Below are 21,558 nucleotides of genomic sequence, written 5' to 3' on the forward strand. Positions count from 1 at the left end.
GTTCCTATATCCCTACTCTTTGCTATAGCAAGCCACCCAGAGTACCGACTTTTGCAGTCCTGCTTACTTCAGTGCTTAGATCACTCTAAACCATCCGCCGCGGCGGACAGCTTGCTAATACTTCCGGGCGTTACACCAGCGTATGAGAGACTTTCAACCCGTTGGATATTTATCCTACGGGCTTTCACTCTCAAGATAAACTGTTTCTTTAAACAGTTTGTACTTCTCATTACTGAGTTGTACATTTGCCATTCAAGGCACACACAAGTGCTTTGACACCAGTTTTGGCTATCGCCAAAAACCGACGCAAAGCCGAGCCGTTAGCGGCAAGCATACAGAGACACACCATAACAATATGACAACAACATTTAAAAAGAACAGCATTTTAATCATTCTGACAATTTTGGTCATTCTTGGAATGTTGACTTTTAATGTATTTCATTACTCGTCAAGTTACGGACTTGTAGAAATCAACAATCGTAATTCATTGTTTTTAGTTCCGTTTATACTTTTGGTTTGTTGGCTCGGAATTTTCCTTGGAACTGCAAAAAAAGACACCGAATTTGAATTGGCATTTCAAAACCAAATTACAGACAAAGAAAAAAAAGTAATCGAATTGATAGCACAAGGCAAAAAGAACCAAGAAATTGCTGACGAACTCTTTAATAACATTTCAACAATCAAAACACATATAAATAATATTTACAAAAAGACAGGAGTAAAAAACAGAAAAGAACTTGCTGTATTGAGCAAAACCATTTTAGAAAAGGTTGGAAATCAATAAATCCACCCTTTTTTCAACCTACCAAAACTTGCAAGACGGATTTGAACGACTGACTTTTGCACGAACAAAAATTTAAATAAAATGGCAAATTTCGGTAATTACAAATCAGCAATTTTCAATGGACTTGCAGTTGCACTTGCAGGCAGCGTTCTAATGGTTTCACTTTTAGGGCTTAAACTTATCGGACCCAAAGCAATTTCTTTGGACACGGAAATGATAGGCGGAACAATCTTGTTTCTAATGCTCTATCTATTCTTATTATTCGTAATTTACCTGACAATTAAAAAAAGAAAGGAACACAACGGACAGATAATAGCTTTTAAGGAAGCTCTACTTCAAGGAACAATTTTGAGTATTTCAACAGCCTTGTTTAGTATTGTTCTAACTTATCTGTTTTATGAAATTCTGTACCCAAACTATGTATCAGATATGTTGAGTTCCCTGCAAACCAAAATGCAGAGTATGAATGTAGAACCTGAAAGACTACAACAAAAACTTGCTGAAAAGAAAGAATATTACAGCACTTCTGTGCAAAGTTTTTATTCTTTTATTGGCAACCTAATTACAGGAATTTCTTTTACTTTACTATTGAGTTTCATTTTAAAATCCAAATCAAAATAAATACTATGAGCTTCAATCAAAAAGTTACAGAATATATTAGCAAAGCAAGTGCTGAACAAATTACGACACTTGAAATTTTGCGACAATTAATTCACGAAAGCGTTGAAAATGTGACAGAAGAAATAAAATGGAAAATGCCTGTCTTTGGCAAGACCAAAGACTTTGCTTATTTAAGATTTTCAAAAAAGCACATAACTCTTGGTTTTTACCATATTGACAAACTTATTGACCCAGACAATAAATTAGAAGGTGAAGGCAACACATTGAAACACATAAAAATCACTCAACTTGACAACAAACAAAAACAACATATAAAAAAATGGTTGAAACAGATAACGGCATAATGCCAGCCGTCGTGTGCGAAGCACATGCGATGAAAACTTAGTTGAACGGAATCCGCCTCGGCGGATAGCGGGGCCAGATGTGAAAAACGAAATTTTGTGTTTTATGGAGTTACCGTCAGGTACCTTGATGTTTCGTCATCATCATACGCTCCGTAATGTGCAATAAAGTTAAAGATTTTACTTTCGTGGAAGTAATCAGAGAATCTAAGACTAAAGGTAAACGGCAATAATTCTAGAATGATATTTTTGAAACTGTGATTGAAATCAGCAAGAAATTGTGGTACAATATAGATTTGCTTTTCATCGTCAACTTTATCATTTTCATCTTTACCAAAATTTGGTTTTTGGAAAATGAGATCGAAATAAGTCATAAGATTTAAAAAAATATCACTATCTCTTTTTGAAATACCTTTGTTCTTAAGAATCTCTCTACTTATTTCAGGATTATTACTTTCTTGGAATTTCTTATCTAGTATTGTATTGTATAACCAATCAGACAAGAAAGGCGGATCTCTTTTGAGAATGTGTCTATAAGGAATATTTCATCAATTTACCCCCGACCCCTGAAGGGGAGATCAGATGTCTGAAGAGTGGTAAAGGGTGGGGCGTCTCAAGCGTAGCTTGACAGGCTCTTTAGGGAATGAGGGTAGCGGGGAAGAAAATATGAATTTGTGCAATTTGTTATACACACGGTTATAAAATAATTGTAGTAATTATTTCATCGTATTTATGGCAAAATTAAATGGAATTTGCTTCCAATTAATAAGATCAATAAGTTGGCGATTCCTTGATTTTATATCACTTAAATGTAACACATCTTTGAGTTCTATTTCAAAGAGTTGCTCAGCTCTATGAAGTGAAGCATACTCGGGTACGATCCCTATAAAGTCCAGACCTAGTAAGCGATTTCGAATTAAATCCGCACTACTGATCTGAACTATATGACCACTTTTATAAAGTCCTAATGCAATTTTTACTGTTTCACAAAGTCTATTAGCCGCATTGCCCGCTAAGCTGATTGTATATTCTCTATCATTACTATAATTATTCTTACTAACATACAATGAAATGTGTGTGGTATTTCCTCCCCTTAATATTTCCCAAGGGTGGCCTCCTCCTGTATATTTTGGGTGTTTATGATTTATCCATTCCCAAAAATCTTCAGTACTTTCACCATCAATATCCAATAAACCATCGTGCCTACCATCTGCAAATAGTTTATATAATTCCCTGCCATTCATCTTTTTTTGGTTGGCACTAAGTTTTAAACCGCTTGATATATAAGCAATTTTACACAATTCAAAAAACTTGTTTGCAGTCAGACTTTCTACTGATTTAAAAGAATTTTCACTAAATGTTCTGTCTTCGACTAATTTACTAAATTGATTAATTTCTTGTTGCGATAAATCCTGGTCATAGCGGTATATTTCCTTATCAAATTGCCATAACAAAGCTTTTTGAATAAGACCAAACCTGTATTTCCATGGAAAATTAGACTGTAGAGTAGCATATGCTTTTAATGGGTTATCTATTATTAAATTTATACTATCAATGGCTAATTCAAATACTGTATTCCAATATTTAATGTCTATAAAATTTGAACCTATGCCAAAAGACTGTCCTTCTTTCAATTCGGATTTATTGTGTATCTCTATATTCGTTGAATTACCTATAAATTGGCTAACATAATATACTTCATTATACAAACTTACATTAAGATAGTACCATTTCTTTTTGCCATTCGAAAAGATGAGTTGCCAACAAGGGTCTGAACCAAAATGGTATTGAATCTTATTTATGTGTGTTACAAATTCACTAACTATATTGCTTTTATTATTTCTTTTCATGATTCTACAATAAGTTTATACTAAAAATACGCATACAAAACGACAAAAATATGCAAATATTATTTTCAATTTCTGGTTTATTTATTGCTTTACTTCCCTATACAAAACTTACTAAATATACTCTCCAACAAATCATCTGTTGACACCTCACCTGTGATCGTACCGAGATGAAATAGTGCTTCCCTAATATCCATCGCTACGAAATCTGATGAAAGACCTGAGTCCAATCCTGCCAACACTTTCTGCAGACATAGCTTGGTGTTTTCAAGCGCTTCGTAGTGCCGGGTATTGCTGATGATGGTACCTTCAGCTTGGTTGTGGTGTTGGATATATTCCGAAAAATAAGACAACAATGGCTGTAACGTTTCTTTGTATTTTGCGGTAATGAGCAGGGTTTTTACATCGCTTTTGTCTGAGATGGTTTGGGTTTTGGGTTCAGCCAGAGCAGCGGAGATGGTGTCTGCTTTGTTGAGCAGGATGACGCATGTCTGATCTTTGGTGAGCGCTAGATCGTGGAAGTCTTCAATGGTTTTTTCAATACTGTTATGTATATCACTCAGAAAAAGTACGATCTCTGCTTCACGGAGTTTTTGTTTTGACCTTTCTATACCTAGACCTTCGAGGATATCGGACGTCTCGCGGATGCCTGCGGTATCTATAAAACGGAACATAATACCATCAATGACCAATGTATCTTCGATAAAATCTCTTGTGGTACCTGCAATGTCGCTGACCAATGCTTTTTCTTCGTTCAGTATCGTATTGAGTAAGGTGGATTTGCCCGCATTTGGCGCACCGATGATGGCTACCGGTATGCCTTCTTTGATACTATTTCCCCATCGGAAAGAGTCTAGCAAAGGATTGATTACCGTAATTATCTTGTGAATAAGATCTTTGAGCCTTCCACGATGGGCAAACTCTACGTCTTCTTCAGAAAAATCGAGTTCCAGTTCGATCAAAGCCGCAAAATCTATCAACTCTTGTCTCAGATCCTTCAGCATGTGAGAAAAATGACCCTTGAGTTGATTGAGGGCAATCTCTGATGACTTGGCTGATGAAGCATGGATCAAATCAGCAACGGCTTCTGCCTGGGATAAATCAAGACGACCATTGAGAAAAGCCCGCAGCGTAAACTCTCCGGGGAATGCAGATTTTGCGCCGTTTTTTATTGCTAATGAGATAATAGCCTGTACCAATTGTGGCGATCCGTGGCAGGATATCTCTGTACTATCTTCTGTTGTAAATGTCTTAGGTGCTCTGAAAACCGACACCATGACCTCGTCTATTTCTTTGTCACCATCTACGATCCACCCGTAATGTATTGTGTGCGAATCGGCTTCATTTAGTTTTTTACCTTTGAATATATGATCAGTGATGGCAATGGCATCTGTTCCCGAAAGTCTAATTACGGCAATAGCACTTTGACCTTGAGGCGTAGCAGGTGCGATGATGGTATCTGTAAGGTGATTCATTTGGAACAGTCTGTTTTGCTATGGTGTCAGATTGATAAAATAATAATACTCGTCTTATCAAATGTCAAAAGCGCTGAGAATGCCCAGCATTTCTTCACTAAACTGAGGTGCTGTCGCCAGTACTTCCCCTTCAAACAGCCAGTTTTGACCACCCTTAAAATCGGATACCAATCCACCTGCTTCCTTTACAATCAGAGCACCTGCGGCAATGTCGTAAGAATTCAGTGCTTTTTCATAAAATGCTCCAAATCTGCCACTTGCCACATAACAGAGATCTAGAGCCGCCGATCCAAATCTTCTGATACCTCTGGTTTTGGTCAGAATCTGACGGAGTGCTGTAAAGTGCCCGTCAGACAAGTATTCAGTTTTGTATGGAAAACCTGTCCCGATTAAAACATCATAAAATAATGGTCTCTGAGTGACCTGGATTTTTTTGTGATTGAGAAATGCACCCTTGCCTTCACATGCAAAAAATACTTCATCGTGCATCACTTCATGCACGATACCTGCTACTACCCTCTCTCCGTCATACAAGGCTACGCTTACTGAAAAATAAGGAGCAGCATGAAGAAAATTGGTCGTTCCATCTAATGGATCGATGATCCAGGTATACTGTTTTTGGGATTGCTCCACCATTTCTTCCTCGGTAATAAAACCTGCGTCAGGAAGTATTTTTGACAGACCGTCAATCAGGATTTTTTCAGCATTTTGATCCACATAAGATACCAGTGAATTGGTGCCTTTTTCGATCACCTGATCTTCAGAGACATTATTAAGGTTGGTTTTAATAAATTGTGCTGCCTGATTGACTACGGCAAGAGATTGATGGACTATATCCTGAATGGATTTATTATTGGTCATTATTTAAAATGTTGATAGAAATTGTTTTGAATGTACATTTTTATTGCCATCCTGCTATATATCACCCACAAATGTAGTGCTATAAATATTTTTTCTTTCTAATTTTGCGCCCTAATAAAAAAATCATCATCCTTGGAAAAGTCAATTGCCCTCCGATCAGCAGATAATATCAGAATTCTTTCAGCAGCAATGGTAGAAAAAGCAGCTTCAGGTCACCCGGGCGGAGCCATGGGAGGTGCAGATTTTATTAACATTCTTTACAGTGAATTTTTGAGATTTGATCCTGATAACTGTTCCTGGCCTTTCAGAGATAGATTTTTTCTCGATCCCGGGCATATGTCTGCCATGCTTTATTCGCAACTTACCCTTTTGGGTCTGATGAGCATAGAAGATATCAAAAACTTCAGACAGTGGAAAAGCCCTACACCAGGTCATCCGGAGTTGGATATTAAACGTGGGATTGAAAATACTTCAGGGCCTCTTGGACTTGGTCACGCTTTCGGAGCGGGTGCTGCTATTGCTGAGAGGTTCCTTGTCGAAAGATTTGGCCCATGGATGAGCCATCATACATATATTTACATATCAGATGGTGGTATCCAGGAAGAAATATCTCAGGGCGTCGGAAGGATTGCAGGTTATCTTGGACTTGGAAATATCATCATGTTTTATGATGCCAATGATGTACAATTATCCACCAAAGTGGGAGAAGTAACGTCTGAAAATACAGCCAAAAAATATGAAAGCTGGCATTGGCATGTAGTAACTATAGATGGAAATGATGAAACACAAATCAGAGAAGCCATCAAAGGCTGTCAAAGCGAAACTTCAAAACCTTCATTGATCATCGGACGCACTGTCATGGGCAAAGGTGCTGTCAAAGAAGATGGTACATCATATGAAGGTATGGTGGAAACCCATGGAAAGCCTCTTGGAAAATCAAAAGCATCATTTACAAAAACCGTCGAAAATCTGGGAGGTGACCCGTCAAATCCCTTTGCGATTTTTCCTGAAGTAGCAGATCATTATAAAAACGTTTTGGATCAAAAAAGAAAGGAAGTAAAAGAATTTAATGCTGTGTACGGCAAATGGTCAGCCGATCATCCTGAAGCCGATGCAACATTAAAACAATACCTTTCTGGAACTTTGCCAAAACTAGACTTCGCAGCAATTGAACTGGCTCCCAATGATGCTACCCGAAATGCTTCGTCCAGAGTCCTGGCTTACCTGGCTCAAAATGTAGGAAACATGATCGTTGCCTCTGCTGATTTGTCCAACAGTGATATGACCGATGGATTTCTGAAAAAGACAAAAGCATTTACAAACGGAAATTTTTCAGGTGCATTCCTTCAGGCAGGAGTTTCTGAATTAACTATGGCTGCATTAAGTACTGGTATGGCTTTACATGGCGGTGTCATACCAGTATGTGCTACATTCTTTGCTTTTTCTGATTATATGAAACCAGTATTAAGGGTCGCTTCTCTGATGGAAGTTCCGGTAAAATTCTTATGGACACACGATGCGTTCAGAGTAGGTGAAGACGGACCTACACATCAGCCGATCGAGCAGGAAGCACAGGTGAGACTTTTAGAAAAACTATATAACCATTCTGGAAAACCATCTTCTATTGCGCTAAGACCTGCCGATAGCGCAGAGACTGCAAGCGCTTGGGAGCTGATGTTGTCAACAAAAAGCAGACCTTCAGGTTTAATACTTTCAAGACAAAACATAAAAGATATTCCTGCTTTAGAATCTGACAGGATGTCAGAAAGCAGACAGATTAAAAAAGGTGCATATGTGGTTTATGCCACCAGTGATGATTGTGATATCACTTTGGTAGCCAATGGATCAGAAGTCGCCACATTGATAGAGGCTGCTCCGTTGCTCGAACAGATTCAAAGGCTCAGAGTTAGAGTGGTTTCAGTACCTTCTGAAGGTGTTTTCAGGACCCAGCCCGCACATTATCAGCATTCAGTATTACCGGATGATGCTCCGGTATTTGGATTGACTGCAGGATTGCCAGTAACATTGGAAGGCCTTATCAAGGATAATGGAATGGTATTCGGAATGACTCATTTTGGCTATTCTGCCCCATATCCTGTACTGGACGAAAAATTTGGTTTTACAGCCCAAAATGTGGTGGAGCAGGTTAAAAACCTCCTTGCTGATCAATAAATATCAGCATTTTAGCATTGAAAAAAAGCATCGACCGCCTTTCTGACTGATCCTTTTTCCAAAAGGAGTTCTTTTGCTTGTTCGTAGTTTTGACCGGTTTTTTCTATGACCATCTTTACACCTCTATCTACCAACTTATCATTGCTGAGTTGCATGTCCACCATACGATTGTCTCTGACACGTCCCAGTTTTATCATCACACTAGTACTGATCATGTTGAGCACCAGTTTTTGAGCGGTTCCGGATTTCATACGGGTACTGCCGGTGACATACTCAGGGCCCACGATCACTTCTATAGGAAAATTGGCCACCAACGAAACCGGAGCTCCTGGATTACAAGAGATACTTCCTGTAATGATGCCGTGCTCATTGGCAGTTTTTAGCCCGTTGATGACATATGGAGTAGTTCCTGATGCGGCAATACCCACCAAAACATCGTTCTGATCAATTTCATATACGCTCAGATCTTTCCAGGCTTGCTGCGGATCATCTTCTGCTCTCTCCACTGGGTTGCGCAAAGCAGTATCGCCTCCCGCTATCAGACCGATTACCCAGTCTTTAGGTACACCGTAGGTGGGTGGACATTCAGATGCATCTAGCACTCCCAATCGGCCGCTGGTACCTGCTCCGATGTAAAACAACCTGCCACCATTTTTCATTTTATTATAAATAGCATCTATAAGGGGCACAATCTGACGCATGGATTTCTGTACCGCTAATGCTACTTTTTGATCTTCTGTATTGATATCTGAAAGCAATTCCAAGGTGGATTTTTGCTCCAGATGCCTGTAAAGTGACGGAGATTCTGTGATCCTTTCCATTTATTTTAGTTTGATTTTTTGTCTGATACCATCCAAAGTCCGAGGAAAGTGATGATTCCATTAAGTATGAGAATTTCTATTCCTATCTTATATCCTGAAAAAATTGAGTCAGAATATTGAGTTATAGTTGCAGTTGTCTCCGGACTTAACGCCAGTTTTTTGGCAAACCATTCTGCATTATTGATCAGATCAAGTATAAATATAACAACCGGTGATGCCAGACATACCCATAATGATTTTTTATCATTCAGTACTCTTGTTGTAAAAATGCCAAAAGTAAATAATCCCAACAACGGGCCATACGTATATCCTGCAAGCTTGAGTATCACATCTATAATGGACTTATCATCGATCCATTTAAATATGAGAACACACAGAAAAAACAATACTGTAAAACTGAGGTGAACCGTGAGACGTGTTTTCTTTTTTGCCTTATCCGTACTTATGGCATCTTTTTGCATTCCCAAAATATCAATACAAAAGGATGATGTCATTGCAGTCAATGCTCCATCCGCACTTGGAAATAATGCAGATACCAGTCCTATAATAAAAATTACTCCGATGGCAGGTGCAAGATAACCACCCAACGCCACAGATGGAAATATATCATCACCTTTGGCTGCAATGTTGTTTTGCGCAGCATAAAGATATAAAAGACCACCAAGGATTAAAAAGAGCATATTGACTACAAGCAAAACCGTAGCCAGTGTGATCACGTTTTTTTGTGAGCCTCCCAGTGTTTTGACACTTATATTCTTTTGCATCATTTCCTGATCAAGTCCCGTCATGGCGATGGTGATAAATGCACCTCCAAGGATTTGTTTCAGAAAAAATCCTGAAGAATTGACATCAGTGTTAAAGATTTTCATAAAACCACCTTCTGTTAATGCTGAAAAAGTTTGTCCTATAGAATAATCCATCTTATTCATGATGGCAAAAATACATACCACAAGGCCCAACAACATAAAAGTTGTCTGTAATGTATCCGTATAGACAATGGTCTTTACACCACCCTCAAATGTATAAAGCAATATCAACAGCAACATCACAAAAGCCGTCAGGATAAAGGGAACTCCCATAGCATCCAAGATAAAAATCTGTAAAATGTTTACTACCAAATACATACGGGCCGTGGCTCCCAAAGTCCTGGAAACAATAAAAAACAAGGCGCCTGTCTTGTAAGAAACCGGACCAAACCGCTCCTCAAGAAACCTGTATATAGAAGTAAGATTCATCCTGTAATACAAGGGTAGTAATATAAATGCGATAGCAAAATATCCAATAAAATATCCCAAAACTACCTGATAATAACCAAAACCGGCAGTGCCCACAGTACCAGGTACGCTTACAAAAGTGACTCCACTGAGTGAAGTTCCCACCATACCAAAAGCCACCAATAGCCAGTTACTGTTGCGATTTCCTATGAAAAATGATTCATTATCAGAGTTTTTGGATGTATACCAAGCTACTGCCAGCAGCAAAAGGAAATATCCAAATACAAAAGAAAAAAGCATCAAAGGTGACATACAAAATATTTTAATCAAATTGCGGCTAAAGATAAGTTTTAATCACCGTTATCGAATATCATACTATAAAAATAATTTATTATTATGAGTATATTTAAAAATTTTCTTAGGACATGTTTATCAGTTAAGATAAATCAACCTAAGCGGAGATTTAGGATATTTCCCATTTCATAACACACTCTGCATCGAGGCTCATAATGATCTTTTTCGCCGAGCAATACGGTATCCTGTTCATTGCTAAGTCTGTAAGAGTGGGTAGCAAGGTTTCCGCAGTGTGGACAGATGGCGTGTACCTTTGTGATATATTCAGCTACAGCAAGAAGTGATGGGATGGGACCAAACGGCCTACCCTTAAAGTCCATATCCAATCCGGCAATGATGACCCTAACACCTTTTATCGCCAATTTCTGACACACTTCAGTTAAGTTTTCGTCAAAAAACTGTGCTTCATCTATTCCAATTACATTTACATCCCTTACATGGTCAAATATATCTACACTGGATTTTACAGGAATAGAATCTACAGCGTTTTCGTCATGAGAAACCACTTTTATTATATCATATCTTGTATCTCTTGATGGTTTGAATATTTGCACTTTCTGATTGGCTATTTTTGCTCTCTTCAGTCTTCTGATCAACTCTTCCGTCTTTCCCGAAAACATGGAGCCACAAATGACTTCAATCCATCCGCTACGCTGACCTCTGAAACTTGGCTCCAAAAACATATTACTCAATTTGCCACAAAGTAAAAAATTATTCAAGAGATTGAGAAGATGTTTAGTTTATATATTTTATTGGAAAGGATGGAGACAGATTGCTTAGGGTTTTGTTACTACCTAAATATCTAGAATGAATTTCCTATTACAGCCCAAAATCACTTCAAAATCAGTCTCCGCCGCTGCGGATCACTTTTTGCTTCGCACCAAAGTAGTGACTACAGCATAGCTGCACACAGTATGATTTGTCGCAAAAAGTGCTGATTTTATTGTGCTTTTGGCCTTCATCACGGAACTCATTATAGATATAAAATGTACAAAATTGAAATAGGAATTTTTGGTTTTGACATGGCAAAATTTTCAAGTATAATCGTATCCACAGTTCAAAAGGTAAAGTGGGTAACTAAAAACATACTTAGAATTCATATTATACGTTTGATGAGAGCTTAGTCCATACTTTGCTTTTCAAATCAGGACGAAACAACATATGAAATTTTAAGTATGCAATAAGATCTAAAATTGTTATCTGGAAAAGCATATTTGGTATAATTTTTGCACACATTAAATAAATTTATAATATATTATCAAATGAATATTCAGGGTTTTAATAAAATTCTTCAAAAAATTGCTGCATTGACTGACAGTGTATCACCTGAAAGTTCGCTATCCACATTAGAAAGAGATTTGCTCTTAGGGTATATCAGAGAACTTTACGATATCGCTCTGGATGACAAACCAGCACGGATAAAACCTGTAGTTAAAGTCATTCAGGAAGAAGTGGTTTTGCCTGCACAAGCAGAAGAAAAACTTGTACATCATCCACAGGTTACTGTAGCTACTCCTGTTGAAATTCAACAAATTGCAACAGCACCAAAACCAGTTATCCCTGAAGTAAAAATCCCCGAGCCTGCTAAAGTACACGATAAGATTCCTGTCGTATTGTCACCCAATAGTGAGGATGCTGCCGCTGAAATCTTTGCAGATGAAAGGATCGCCGACTTGTCAGACAAACTTAGCTTATCTCCGATTGCAGACCTTACAAAGTCTATGGGTATCAATGAGAGAGTTTTTACCCAACAGGAGTTATTCGGAAATGATCAGTCAGCTTTTAATGAAATCATGGGCACGCTCAATCAGTTCAAAAACTTTGACGATGCAAAACAATATCTGACCGATCATGTTATGTACAAATATGGATGGACTGCTGAAAATAAGGTTAAAAAAGCGGCTACTTTTGTTCGCCATATCAAGAGAAAATATATTTGATGCATCAAGACTATAAGAAATTCCTGAATTCAATATTGATTCCATTGATGTTAATATTGATTTTATGGTCTGTAAAACTGTTTGAAGTCATTTCTGGTATAAGGCTTTACTTTTTTGGTGTTTATCCCAGAGAGTGGTCGGGTTTCTTAGGTATATTTACTTCCCCGTTTGTGCATGGTACATGGGGTCATCTGGCGTCCAATACATTACCATTACTCATCTTGACATCTATCATGGCACTATTTTACAGAAAGGCATTTTTAAAAAGTCTGGTGATGATCATGTTGGGAGAAGGCATATTGGTGTGGCTATTTGCCAGACCTTCATACCATATCGGGGCCAGTGGTGTAGTATATGGGTTGATAGCTTTTGTGTTCTGGACGGGTGTATTCAAGAAAAACACAAAATCAATAGTGCTATCTTTGATTGTCCTGGTCTTATATGCAGGTAGCGTGGAAAGTATCTTTCCTGGTGTGGAAAAAAATATCTCTTGGGAGAGTCATTTATTTGGTGCTATTGTAGGGCTTATGACTGCCTTTCTGCTCAAGAGTGTGGTAGAAGATGATGAAAAGCAGTTTCACGAATCACCCTGGTCAAATGATCCGTCTTCGAAAAGTTATTTTCTCCCCAGAGATATATTTGAAAAAACAAAAATCGAACGCTATTATGAGTCGCTTTTAAGAGATAGTAGTGACATGAATGCTGACAACTAAGATTTGTCAAAGACGTATGATCACAACTAATACACTATATAGATAGTAAAGACAAAGTATCTATATAATTGATTATCAATGTTATAAAACCCGTTGATGCTTTTTGAAAGTTGTAACGATTTTACAAAATTGATCATAGTATGGGCATTGTAAGGCTATCTTTACACTCCAAAATAAGAAATACTAAAAAAACCATTTACCGTTTTATGCTTAATAAATTCAGCAAACATGTAACTCAGGACCCTACACAACCGGCAGCTCAGGCGATGCTTCATGCTATCGGACTTACTGTTGAGGATCTGAAGAAGCCACAGATTGGTATTGCCAGTACCGGTTGGGATGGTAATCCATGCAATATGCATCTCAATGATCTGGCAAAAGACATCAAAAAAAGTGTCAATGCCACAGATTTGATAGGTCTCATATTTCATACTATAGGTGTGAGTGATGGTATTTCTATGGGAACTGCCGGAATGCGTTTTTCATTGCCATCCAGAGACATTATAGCTGATTCTATTGAGACTGTTGTATCTGCCCAATGGTATGACGGACTGATCGCAGTGGTAGGATGTGATAAAAATATGCCCGGTGCATTGATGGCCCTCGGAAGACTCAACAGACCAGGTATACTTGTATATGGTGGCACCATAGCTCCGGGATGTCATGCAGGTAAAAATCTGGATATTGTTTCTGCATTCGAAGCATTGGGTCAAAAACTGAGCGGTGAAATAAATCAGGAAACTTTTGAGCAAGTGGTTCTGAAAGCTTGCCCGGGTCCGGGAGCCTGCGGCGGTATGTACACTGCCAATACTATGGCATCTGCTATAGAAGCACTGGGCATGTCACTACCATATGGCTCTTCCAATCCTGCTATCAGTAAAAATAAAACAGACGAATGTGCGCATCTCGGAAAAGCTATCAGGCATTTGCTTGAAATAGACCTGAAACCAAGGGATATTGTCAATATAAAGTCAATAGAAAATGCAGTAAGACTGATCACGGTTCTTGGTGGTAGTACCAATGCTGTTCTGCACCTTGTGGCTGTAGCCCATGCTTTTGAAATTCCGTTCAGTATAGATGATTTTCAAAGATGGAGTAATGACACCCCTTTTCTTGCTGATCTGAAACCAAGTGGCAAATATGTCATGCAGGATCTGCATAATGTAGGTGGCATACCGGGTGTAATGAAAATGATGCTTCAGGAAGGTATGATGGATGGTTCGCAGATGACTGTCACAGGAAAGAGTATAGCAGAAAATCTTGAAAATGTACAGCCACTCGGAAGCGAACAATCCGTAATATTTCCGGTATCACAACCCGTCAAACCCACCGGTCATATTCAAATCTTATACGGAAATCTGGCTTCTAAAGGGTCTGTGGCAAAAATCACCGGAAAAGAAGGAGAATTATTCACAGGTACAGCCAAGGTATATGACTCCGAAGAAGCCGCAAACAGAGGTATTCAGAACAAGGAAATCACTGAAGGTCATGTCATTGTGATAAGATACTGTGGTCCTAAAGGCGGACCGGGTATGCCCGAGATGCTCAAACCTACATCTCTGATCATGGGAGCGGGTTTAGGAAAAAATGTTGCATTAATTACTGACGGCCGGTTTTCCGGCGGAACTCATGGGTTTGTAGTGGGACACATCACTCCTGAAGCTTATGACGGAGGCAATATCGCATTGGTTCAAGATGGAGATATTATCACCATTGACTCGGTAAATAACATCCTTTCTGCAGACATTTCAGAAGAGGAGTTTGCAACAAGAAGGGCTGCCTGGCAAAAACCTGACGCAGTTTTAAAAGGATTTCTTAAAAAATACAGACAAACTGTTGCTTCAGCCAGTGATGGATGTATCACTTGTTGATTTATTTATCTCCATAAATTTATTATTACTATGGAAGTTTTAGAAGTTAAGTCAAATGCAGAGATTATAAAACAGAAAATCAAAATCACAGGATCAGAAATTGTGATGAGATGCCTCCTTGAAGAAGATGTTCATACCATATTTGGATATCCGGGTGGAGCTATTATGCCTATCTATGATGCTTTGTTTCATTTTGAAGACAAGTTAACCCACATTCTTACCCGTCATGAACAGGGAGCCATACACGCAGCTGAAGGGATGGCAAGAGTAACCAGAAAACCGGGAGTAGTTTTTGCCACTTCAGGTCCCGGAGCCACCAATCTTATCACCGGACTGGCTGATGCATTGATGGATTCTACTCCTTTGGTCTGTATCACTGGTCAGGTTTTTGCTCATCTTCTTGGTTCTGATGCTTTTCAGGAAGTAGATGTGGTAGCATGTAGCAATGCAGTCACAAAATGGAATTGTCGGGTCACAAGTGCATCTGAAATCAGTGATGCAATTGCAAAAGCATTTTATGTAGCCAATTCAGGAAGACCCGGTCCCGTACTGATCGATATTACAAAAAATGCACAAGTAGAAGAGAGTTATTTTGAATATAACAAAAAGCCTCTCTTAAGATCATATCATCCCAAACCTGTGATCAATCAGAAAAGTGTAGCAGAGGCAGCCGAACTGATCAACAAGGCGAAAAAACCACTTATTCTGGCCGGTCATGGAATTCATATCGCTCATGCTCAGGAAACATTCAAAGCGTTTGTCGAAAAAACAGGGATACCATCAGCAAGTACAGTACACGGATTGTCAGCACTACCATCAGATCACAAACTGAACAAAGGTATGCTCGGCATGCATGGCAACCTTGCACCCAATATGCTGACCAATTCCTGCGATCTTCTCATAGCTATAGGTATGCGTTTTGATGACAGAGTCACTGGAAATCTTTCAAAATATGCAAAGCAGGCCAAAGTGATACACATAGAGATTGATCCGGCAGAGATCAACAAAAATGTCATCTCCCATGTCGCCCTTCACGCTGATGCCAATGATGCCCTCGAAGCTTTATTGCCATTGGTCAATAAAAAAGAATACCCGGAATGGTATGCAGAATTTGATGCACTTTACCATAAAGAATTTGAAAAAGTCATCAAAAGGGATTTGGATACATCAGAAGGCAAGTCACTCACTATGGCCAGAGTGATCAGAGAAATATCAAGGCAAACACAAGGCAAGGCAATTGTTGCTACCGATGTGGGACAGCATCAGATGGCCACAGCAAGATACTATGAATGGCTCGGTCATGACCAGTGGGTATCATCAGGAGGTGCCGGTACCATGGGTTATGGCTTGCCGGCAGCAATAGGCGCCAAATTCGGAGCACCGGACAGAACGGTACTTGCTTTTGTAGGAGATGGCGGATTTCAAATGACCCTTCAGGAATTGGGGGTATGTTCCCAGTGGGATGTGCAGGTAAAGATTATCATCCTTGATAATGAATTTTTAGGTATGGTAAGACAATGGCAAGAGTTGTTTTTCGAACGGAGATATTCATCAGTTGAACTTAAAAACCCCAATTTCTGCATGATTTCCGAAGGTTTTGGTGTAAAGGCCAAAAAAATCAGCAAGGCATCAGAACTCGAATCATCGGTAAAAGAAATGCTCGACTATGATGGTGCGTTTCTGTTACATGTCATGGTCGAAAAAGAAGATAATGTATTTCCAATGATAGCTGCAGGAAAAGCTGTAGACGAAATTGTATTGGAATAACCAAATTTATATCAAAAATGCAGGAATATACACTTACAGTATTTACTGAAGATAAAACAGGCATCCTGAGTCGTGTCATTGCGATCATCACCAGACGGCACTTTGATATCAAAAGTATCACGGTGTCTCCTTCTTCGATGGAAGGAATATATAGGTTTACTATCATGGTCGTCCTGGAAGAAGACCAAGTCCGAAAACTTACTGATCAGATTGAAAAACAAGTGGACGTGCTGAAGGCATTTTACTATGACAATAGTCAGATTATACATCAGGAAATAGCACTGTATAAAGTACCTACAGAAGCTTTTTATGATGGAGATAGTGTAGAAAAGATGATCCGAAGGCACAACGCAAGAATACTGTCAATAGAAAAAGAATATATCGTCATAGAAAAAACAGGACACAGAACCGAAACAGAAGCACTGCTCAATGAGCTACGGGAAGTAGGCATTTATGAGTTTGTACGTTCCGGACGTGTAGCAATCGTAAAACCGATGGAAAGATTGAAAAATTATCTGAAATCCATAGAAGGGCTGGAGTAAGTTGTATTTCCGCCTAAAAACTTTGAAAACCTAAATATCTAAAATGAGATTCGTAGTGAGAGCTTCAAATAAAATCCGCCGCGGCGGAAGCACTTTTAGCGACAAATCATGCTGTGTGCATGACTGAACGGTGCAACAGCAAAATTGAGTGGGAGCTCAATTTAGTGAAGGAACCGTCAGCACATCTGACTTCATGGTCATGTTGTTTTATAGGTCGGAGTACAGTATTTGGAGGTCGTAATAGATTATCATTTTGGATTTTTAGGTATAAATAACATCATTTGTAATTCTTAATTTTAAATACGTAATTAATAAAAAAATGGCTCAATTAAATTTTGGAGGAACATTAGAAAATGTAGTCACCCGTGATGAATTTCCACTTGAAAAAGCAAGAGAAATTCTAAAAAATGAAACCGTTGCCATCATCGGCTATGGAGTACAAGGTCCGGGACAAGCTATGAATCTCAGAGATAATGGCATCAATGTAATCATCGGTCAGAGAAAAGACTCTTCTACCTGGGATAAAGCCGTCAGAGATGGTTGGGTTCCGGGAGAAACATTGTTCTCAATTGAAGAAGCAGCACAAAGAGGTACCATTATTCAGTACTTATTGTCAGATGCGGCACAGATTGCGGTCTGGCCAGTATTAAAACCATATCTGACTACAGGCAAAGCATTGTACTTTTCTCACGGCTTTGGTGTGACGTACAAGGAAAGAACAGGCATTATCCCACCAACAGATATTGATGTGATTCTCGCCGCTCCTAAAGGTTCGGGTACCAGTCTGCGCAGATTATTCCTTGCAGGCAAAGGACTCAACTCCAGCTATGCTATCTTCCAGGATGCTACAGGTAGGGCAAAGGAAAGAGTCATTGCTCTTGGTATCGGTATAGGATCCGGTTATCTCTTTGAGACTGACTTCAGAAAAGAAGTGTTCAGTGATCTTACAGGAGAGCGTGGTACGCTGATGGGCGCTATTCAGGGTATCTTTGAAGCTCAGTACAATGTACTCAGAAAGAATGGTCACAGCCCTTCAGAAGCATTTAATGAAACTGTGGAAGAGCTGACTGAATCACTTATGCCCTTAGTAGCCGAAAACGGTATGGACTGGATGTATGCCAACTGCAGTACCACAGCTCAGAGAGGTGCACTTGACTGGAAAAACAAATTCAGAGATGCAGTATCACCTGTATTTGAAGACTTATACTCAAGTGTAGCATCAGGAAATGAAGCTCAAAGATCTATCGATACCAATTCACAGACAGACTATAGAGTAAAACTTGATGCTGAATTGAAAGAACTAAGAGATTCAGAAATGTGGCAAGCAGGTAAGGTGGTGAGAAGCCTTAGACCTAAAGCATAAGTATTAACAAACAAATTACCATAAACAGAACCGGTTGGGATATTACACTCTCACCCGGTTTTTGTTTATACCAAACAGAAAATTGATTGCGAAAATTTGCAATCATAATTATTTAATTTACAATACATTATGATTCAAATTTTTCGCAGAATATTTTCTGTCCACTATATATTGCTGTGTCCCACAATTGCACATTAATAAAAATTCCTTTTGTTTGGTGATACACCCAAATAATCTTGTGTAAACAGACCGAAAATCAAAAAATGAAATCCCTGCAACCAAGTCTGGTTTGCAAGCTATACTGGTTAACTTCGTGCGAAATCGAATGCACAATCGATTGTAGATTCAAATGATCAAACTATACTTCTTCCATGAAAATACTCAAATCCAAGTCTTTCCCTGAGACCTTCAAGGTTTTGAGTTGTCACTTTTCCAGCAGCAATGATATGTATATTCGGGGAGACAGTATGCTTCATTTTTATTAATGTATTTGCTCCTTCTTCAGCTGTACTTTGGCCGCCGGAGGTGAGGATAAATCTGATATTTGAAAATACCTTAAGTTTCTCTGCTTCCTCTGTGATATTTGCACAAAGATCAATAGCTTTATGAAATGTTACAGGAAAAGGAGCCGCTGTATTGCAAATCTTTTTTAAGGCATGTGTATCAATAATACTATTTCCTTGAGCATCCAGTTTCAAAGCACCGAATACAAAACCTGATATTGGTAGCTTCTTAAACCATTTTATTGTCTTCACCATTTCAGAAATTTCGTGTTTGGAATAGATGAAACTTCCTCCACGTGACCGTATCATCACTTTTATGGGAATGTCAGATGTAGAGATAAGTTTTTTAATGAGATTTTTATCAGGAGTCAAACCGTCAAGCTCCATGTGGCTACAAACTTCAAGCTGGTCTGCTCCATTTTTTATGGCACTCAGACTTTCTTCATATGTTTCCACGCACGCTTCTTTAATCATTGTTTTTGTTTTATCAGATATTGAAGGGTAAAAAAATGAGGTAACACAAAGAAGTATTATCCAAACCCTAACTAAATGAAACCAAAATTGTTTTACTTAATGTAAAATCTCCAAAAAGTTAAATCACACCCCGGTAATGGTAATAATGTTGGAATTTTAAAAAAACGATGCGCGCTTTTTTCAGATTATGAACATTCAGGAGTCTTATGTTCTTCCTTTAAAACCAAAAAAACTTCCGCATAAACCACCAATGATGTGTGCTGATTCGGCAATTTGGTTGACTTCAACGCTTTGCAGCAGTTCTTTCCCCACAAATAGTAATGCCACCAATATAAATGTAACGGGTATTTCTCCTGCATTGACATTGGTAAATGAAACCAGGAGAATCATCATGAACACGACACCACTTGCTCCCATTAGGCCTGTATTAAAAAAGAAAATATTGATTAAGCCTGTAATTAAGGCTGTGATCAATATCATATAAAACAAACGCGATGAGCCATATTTCTCCTCAATGATGGGACCCAAAAGTAGAATGAAAGTCAGATTTCCGAGTAGGTGTTCCAAAGATGCATGCCCGGCTACATGACTCACCAAGCTAAAGATAGAAAAAGGATTTGTCCAATCCACAGATGGGTACACCGTAAACAGTGGCATGAGTTTACCCAACATAAATTTATTAGCAATGTATACTCCTGTACAGATAAGCGCAAAAGTCAATACAACCGGAGCATTCCATTTTATTTTCATAATACGGCTGGTTTTTTATTCCTGGAGTTTTTTACCGAAAGCAAGATCTCCAGCATCTCCAAGACCGGGTACAATATACGACTTGGCAGTAAGTTCTTCATCTTCAGCAGCCATCCAAAGGTGTGCCTCAGGATACAATCTTCGTACATAATCTACGCCGAAAGACGATGCTATAATAGATACAATATGCAGTTGATCCCATTTTCCGTATTCCTGCATATGTTCGATTGTCTTTTGTATGGATGCTCCGGTGGCCAGCATTGGATCGGTCAGTATCACTGTTGCCCCGGTCAGATCAGGACAAGTGATATATTCCATATGTATCTCAAAGGTACCGTCTTTATGGTTTTTGCGGTATGCCGCCACAAAAGCATTATTTGCATCATCAAAATATTCCAACAATCCTTCGTGTAATGGAAGGCCTGCCCTGAGTATTGTCCCTAATACTATCTTATTGTTAGGTACTTTACACTTGGCTATTCCGAGAGGTGTTTCGGTCTCTATTTCATGATATGTCAGATGTTTACTGATTTCATAAGCAAAAATATTACCTAATCTTTGCATGTTTTTCCTGAAAAGAAGCCGATTATTCTGAATATTGACATCTCTTAACTGAGCAAGATATGTATTGGCAATGGAGTTTTTTAAAGACAGGTTGTGTACCATATCAATTGGAAATTGTATCCACAAAGATGCCAATTATCTCTGTAACTATGTACTTTATTTTTGACTTAAATACAAAACTAATCGATAAATGTTAATTTTGTAACACTTTATGGCACGACAACAAACTATAGGTCTCTTGGGCGAAGATACTGCTACGGCTTTTCTTCAGGGATTGGGATATACTATTCTGGAACGAAACTGGCGATACAGTAAGGCAGAAATTGACATCATTTGTAAAGATCAGGACGTGCTCGTTTTCGTAGAAGTCAAATCCAAATCCTATACTTATTTTGGTGAACCCGAAGATAGCGTTTCCGCCTATAAAGAAAATCTGATTATTGATGCCGCCAACAGATATATGGAAAAGGTAGGCCATGATTGGGCCATTAGATTTGATATTATTTCTATCGTTTTTGATAAAAAAAGAAATCCAGCCATCACCCATTTCAAAGATGCCTTTTTTCCGGGTATTTCTTGAC

General features: G+C 38.7%; 22 protein-coding genes. 12 read left to right on the plus strand and 10 right to left on the minus strand.

The features are described from left to right. The first annotated feature begins 355 nt into the window (after positions 1 to 355). The 3 genes from IPK35_02595 (at position 356) to IPK35_02605 (ending at position 1,749) form a co-directional block, all read left to right on the plus strand. Positions 356 to 784, plus strand: a complete 429-nt coding sequence (locus IPK35_02595) for a response regulator transcription factor (GenBank protein ID MBK8052186.1) — start codon at positions 356 to 358, stop codon at positions 782 to 784. An 81-nt stretch (positions 785 to 865) separates the two neighbouring features. Continuing rightward, positions 866 to 1,405 carry a DUF4199 domain-containing protein gene (locus IPK35_02600; GenBank protein MBK8052187.1) on the plus strand — a complete coding sequence of 180 codons (540 nt, stop codon included), beginning with the start codon at positions 866 to 868 and terminating at the stop codon, positions 1,403 to 1,405. A 5-nt stretch (positions 1,406 to 1,410) separates the two neighbouring features. Further along, a complete protein-coding gene (locus IPK35_02605) occupies positions 1,411 to 1,749 on the plus strand; it encodes a DUF1801 domain-containing protein (protein ID MBK8052188.1) in 339 nt (112 codons plus the stop codon). A 101-nt stretch (positions 1,750 to 1,850) separates the two neighbouring features. Here the strand turns inward: IPK35_02605 and IPK35_02610 are convergent, their stop codons facing one another. From IPK35_02610 to IPK35_02625, 4 genes are all read right to left on the minus strand, one after another. Further along, a complete protein-coding gene (locus tag IPK35_02610; GenBank protein MBK8052189.1) occupies positions 1,851 to 2,249 on the minus strand; it encodes a hypothetical protein in 399 nt (132 codons plus the stop codon). Between the two features lie 213 nt (positions 2,250 to 2,462). Next, positions 2,463 to 3,596 (minus strand): hypothetical protein, encoded by a 1,134-nt coding sequence (locus IPK35_02615; GenBank protein ID MBK8052190.1) that lies wholly within the window; start codon positions 3,594 to 3,596, stop codon positions 2,463 to 2,465. Between the two features lie 89 nt (positions 3,597 to 3,685). After that, a complete protein-coding gene (gene mnmE / locus IPK35_02620; protein MBK8052191.1) occupies positions 3,686 to 5,068 on the minus strand; it encodes a tRNA uridine-5-carboxymethylaminomethyl(34) synthesis GTPase MnmE in 1,383 nt (460 codons plus the stop codon). A 57-nt stretch (positions 5,069 to 5,125) separates the two neighbouring features. Beyond that, a complete protein-coding gene (locus IPK35_02625; protein MBK8052192.1) occupies positions 5,126 to 5,929 on the minus strand; it encodes an inositol monophosphatase in 804 nt (267 codons plus the stop codon). Positions 5,930 to 6,061: 132 nt separating this feature from the next. On the opposite strand from IPK35_02625, the gene IPK35_02630 reads away from it, so the two are divergent. Beyond that, positions 6,062 to 8,101: a transketolase gene (locus IPK35_02630; protein MBK8052193.1), complete on the plus strand. Its 2,040-nt coding sequence runs from the start codon at positions 6,062 to 6,064 to the stop codon at positions 8,099 to 8,101. 11 nt (positions 8,102 to 8,112) lie between these two features. On the opposite strand, the gene murQ is transcribed toward IPK35_02630, so the two are convergent. The 3 genes from murQ to IPK35_02645 all read right to left on the minus strand — a co-directional run bounded on the left by murQ (position 8,113) and on the right by IPK35_02645 (position 11,173). Next, positions 8,113 to 8,922, minus strand: coding sequence for an N-acetylmuramic acid 6-phosphate etherase (gene murQ / locus IPK35_02635; GenBank protein ID MBK8052194.1), 810 nt, complete (start codon positions 8,920 to 8,922; stop codon positions 8,113 to 8,115). Between the two features lie 5 nt (positions 8,923 to 8,927). Further along, positions 8,928 to 10,448 carry a sodium:solute symporter gene (locus IPK35_02640; protein MBK8052195.1) on the minus strand — a complete coding sequence of 507 codons (1,521 nt, stop codon included), beginning with the start codon at positions 10,446 to 10,448 and terminating at the stop codon, positions 8,928 to 8,930. Between the two features lie 134 nt (positions 10,449 to 10,582). Further along, the gene (locus tag IPK35_02645; GenBank protein ID MBK8052196.1) at positions 10,583 to 11,173 is read right to left on the minus strand and encodes a thymidine kinase; all 591 of its coding nucleotides are present in this window, start codon (positions 11,171 to 11,173) and stop codon (positions 10,583 to 10,585) included. 579 nt (positions 11,174 to 11,752) lie between these two features. On the opposite strand from IPK35_02645, the gene IPK35_02650 reads away from it, so the two are divergent. From IPK35_02650 to ilvC, 7 genes are all read left to right on the plus strand, one after another. Continuing rightward, positions 11,753 to 12,430 (plus strand): hypothetical protein, encoded by a 678-nt coding sequence (locus IPK35_02650; protein ID MBK8052197.1) that lies wholly within the window; start codon positions 11,753 to 11,755, stop codon positions 12,428 to 12,430. A 44-nt stretch (positions 12,431 to 12,474) separates the two neighbouring features. After that, the gene (locus IPK35_02655; GenBank protein ID MBK8052198.1) at positions 12,475 to 13,143 is read left to right on the plus strand and encodes a rhomboid family intramembrane serine protease; all 669 of its coding nucleotides are present in this window, start codon (positions 12,475 to 12,477) and stop codon (positions 13,141 to 13,143) included. 206 nt (positions 13,144 to 13,349) lie between these two features. Beyond that, a complete protein-coding gene (gene ilvD / locus IPK35_02660) occupies positions 13,350 to 15,014 on the plus strand; it encodes a dihydroxy-acid dehydratase (protein ID MBK8052199.1) in 1,665 nt (554 codons plus the stop codon). Between the two features lie 30 nt (positions 15,015 to 15,044). Continuing rightward, positions 15,045 to 16,781 (plus strand): biosynthetic-type acetolactate synthase large subunit, encoded by a 1,737-nt coding sequence (gene ilvB, locus IPK35_02665; GenBank protein ID MBK8052200.1) that lies wholly within the window; start codon positions 15,045 to 15,047, stop codon positions 16,779 to 16,781. Between the two features lie 17 nt (positions 16,782 to 16,798). Continuing rightward, positions 16,799 to 17,323, plus strand: a complete 525-nt coding sequence (ilvN, locus tag IPK35_02670) for an acetolactate synthase small subunit (GenBank protein ID MBK8052201.1) — start codon at positions 16,799 to 16,801, stop codon at positions 17,321 to 17,323. A gap of 119 nt (positions 17,324 to 17,442) precedes the next feature. Continuing rightward, a complete protein-coding gene (locus IPK35_02675) occupies positions 17,443 to 17,598 on the plus strand; it encodes a hypothetical protein (GenBank protein MBK8052202.1) in 156 nt (51 codons plus the stop codon). A gap of 44 nt (positions 17,599 to 17,642) precedes the next feature. After that, positions 17,643 to 18,686, plus strand: a complete 1,044-nt coding sequence (ilvC, locus tag IPK35_02680; protein MBK8052203.1) for a ketol-acid reductoisomerase — start codon at positions 17,643 to 17,645, stop codon at positions 18,684 to 18,686. A gap of 353 nt (positions 18,687 to 19,039) precedes the next feature. On the opposite strand, the gene IPK35_02685 is transcribed toward ilvC, so the two are convergent. The 3 genes from IPK35_02685 to upp form a co-directional block, all read right to left on the minus strand. Next, positions 19,040 to 19,663 carry a copper homeostasis protein CutC gene (locus IPK35_02685; GenBank protein ID MBK8052204.1) on the minus strand — a complete coding sequence of 208 codons (624 nt, stop codon included), beginning with the start codon at positions 19,661 to 19,663 and terminating at the stop codon, positions 19,040 to 19,042. A 204-nt stretch (positions 19,664 to 19,867) separates the two neighbouring features. Further along, positions 19,868 to 20,413 carry a rhomboid family intramembrane serine protease gene (locus IPK35_02690; GenBank protein MBK8052205.1) on the minus strand — a complete coding sequence of 182 codons (546 nt, stop codon included), beginning with the start codon at positions 20,411 to 20,413 and terminating at the stop codon, positions 19,868 to 19,870. Positions 20,414 to 20,428: 15 nt separating this feature from the next. Next, positions 20,429 to 21,079 carry a uracil phosphoribosyltransferase gene (gene upp / locus IPK35_02695; protein ID MBK8052206.1) on the minus strand — a complete coding sequence of 217 codons (651 nt, stop codon included), beginning with the start codon at positions 21,077 to 21,079 and terminating at the stop codon, positions 20,429 to 20,431. Positions 21,080 to 21,188: 109 nt separating this feature from the next. Here upp and IPK35_02700 point away from each other — a divergent pair, with 109 nt between their 5' ends. Continuing rightward, entirely contained in the window at positions 21,189 to 21,557 is a 369-nt protein-coding gene (locus IPK35_02700; GenBank protein MBK8052207.1) for a YraN family protein, read from the plus strand. Position 21,558 lies beyond the last annotated feature (1 nt).

Source organism: Saprospiraceae bacterium (assembly GCA_016713025.1).
Classification (GTDB): Bacteria; Bacteroidota; Bacteroidia; order Chitinophagales; family Saprospiraceae; genus OLB9.

Coding starts and splice junctions, on each gene's coding strand:
- IPK35_02595 (MBK8052186.1), top strand. CDS start 356: ATGACAACAACATTTAAAAAGAACAGCATTTTAATCATTCTGACAATT.
- IPK35_02600 (MBK8052187.1), top strand. CDS start 866: ATGGCAAATTTCGGTAATTACAAATCAGCAATTTTCAATGGACTTGCA.
- IPK35_02605 (MBK8052188.1), top strand. CDS start 1,411: ATGAGCTTCAATCAAAAAGTTACAGAATATATTAGCAAAGCAAGTGCT.
- IPK35_02615 (MBK8052190.1), bottom strand. CDS start 3,596: ATGAAAAGAAATAATAAAAGCAATATAGTTAGTGAATTTGTAACACAC.
- mnmE (MBK8052191.1), bottom strand. CDS start 5,068: ATGAATCACCTTACAGATACCATCATCGCACCTGCTACGCCTCAAGGT.
- IPK35_02625 (MBK8052192.1), bottom strand. CDS start 5,929: ATGACCAATAATAAATCCATTCAGGATATAGTCCATCAATCTCTTGCC.
- murQ (MBK8052194.1), bottom strand. CDS start 8,922: ATGGAAAGGATCACAGAATCTCCGTCACTTTACAGGCATCTGGAGCAA.
- IPK35_02640 (MBK8052195.1), bottom strand. CDS start 10,448: ATGTCACCTTTGATGCTTTTTTCTTTTGTATTTGGATATTTCCTTTTG.
- IPK35_02645 (MBK8052196.1), bottom strand. CDS start 11,173: ATGTTTTTGGAGCCAAGTTTCAGAGGTCAGCGTAGCGGATGGATTGAA.
- IPK35_02650 (MBK8052197.1), top strand. CDS start 11,753: ATGAATATTCAGGGTTTTAATAAAATTCTTCAAAAAATTGCTGCATTG.
- ilvD (MBK8052199.1), top strand. CDS start 13,350: ATGCTTAATAAATTCAGCAAACATGTAACTCAGGACCCTACACAACCG.
- ilvB (MBK8052200.1), top strand. CDS start 15,045: ATGGAAGTTTTAGAAGTTAAGTCAAATGCAGAGATTATAAAACAGAAA.
- ilvN (MBK8052201.1), top strand. CDS start 16,799: ATGCAGGAATATACACTTACAGTATTTACTGAAGATAAAACAGGCATC.
- IPK35_02675 (MBK8052202.1), top strand. CDS start 17,443: ATGACTGAACGGTGCAACAGCAAAATTGAGTGGGAGCTCAATTTAGTG.
- ilvC (MBK8052203.1), top strand. CDS start 17,643: ATGGCTCAATTAAATTTTGGAGGAACATTAGAAAATGTAGTCACCCGT.
- IPK35_02685 (MBK8052204.1), bottom strand. CDS start 19,663: ATGATTAAAGAAGCGTGCGTGGAAACATATGAAGAAAGTCTGAGTGCC.
- IPK35_02690 (MBK8052205.1), bottom strand. CDS start 20,413: ATGAAAATAAAATGGAATGCTCCGGTTGTATTGACTTTTGCGCTTATC.
- upp (MBK8052206.1), bottom strand. CDS start 21,079: ATGGTACACAACCTGTCTTTAAAAAACTCCATTGCCAATACATATCTT.
- IPK35_02700 (MBK8052207.1), top strand. CDS start 21,189: ATGGCACGACAACAAACTATAGGTCTCTTGGGCGAAGATACTGCTACG.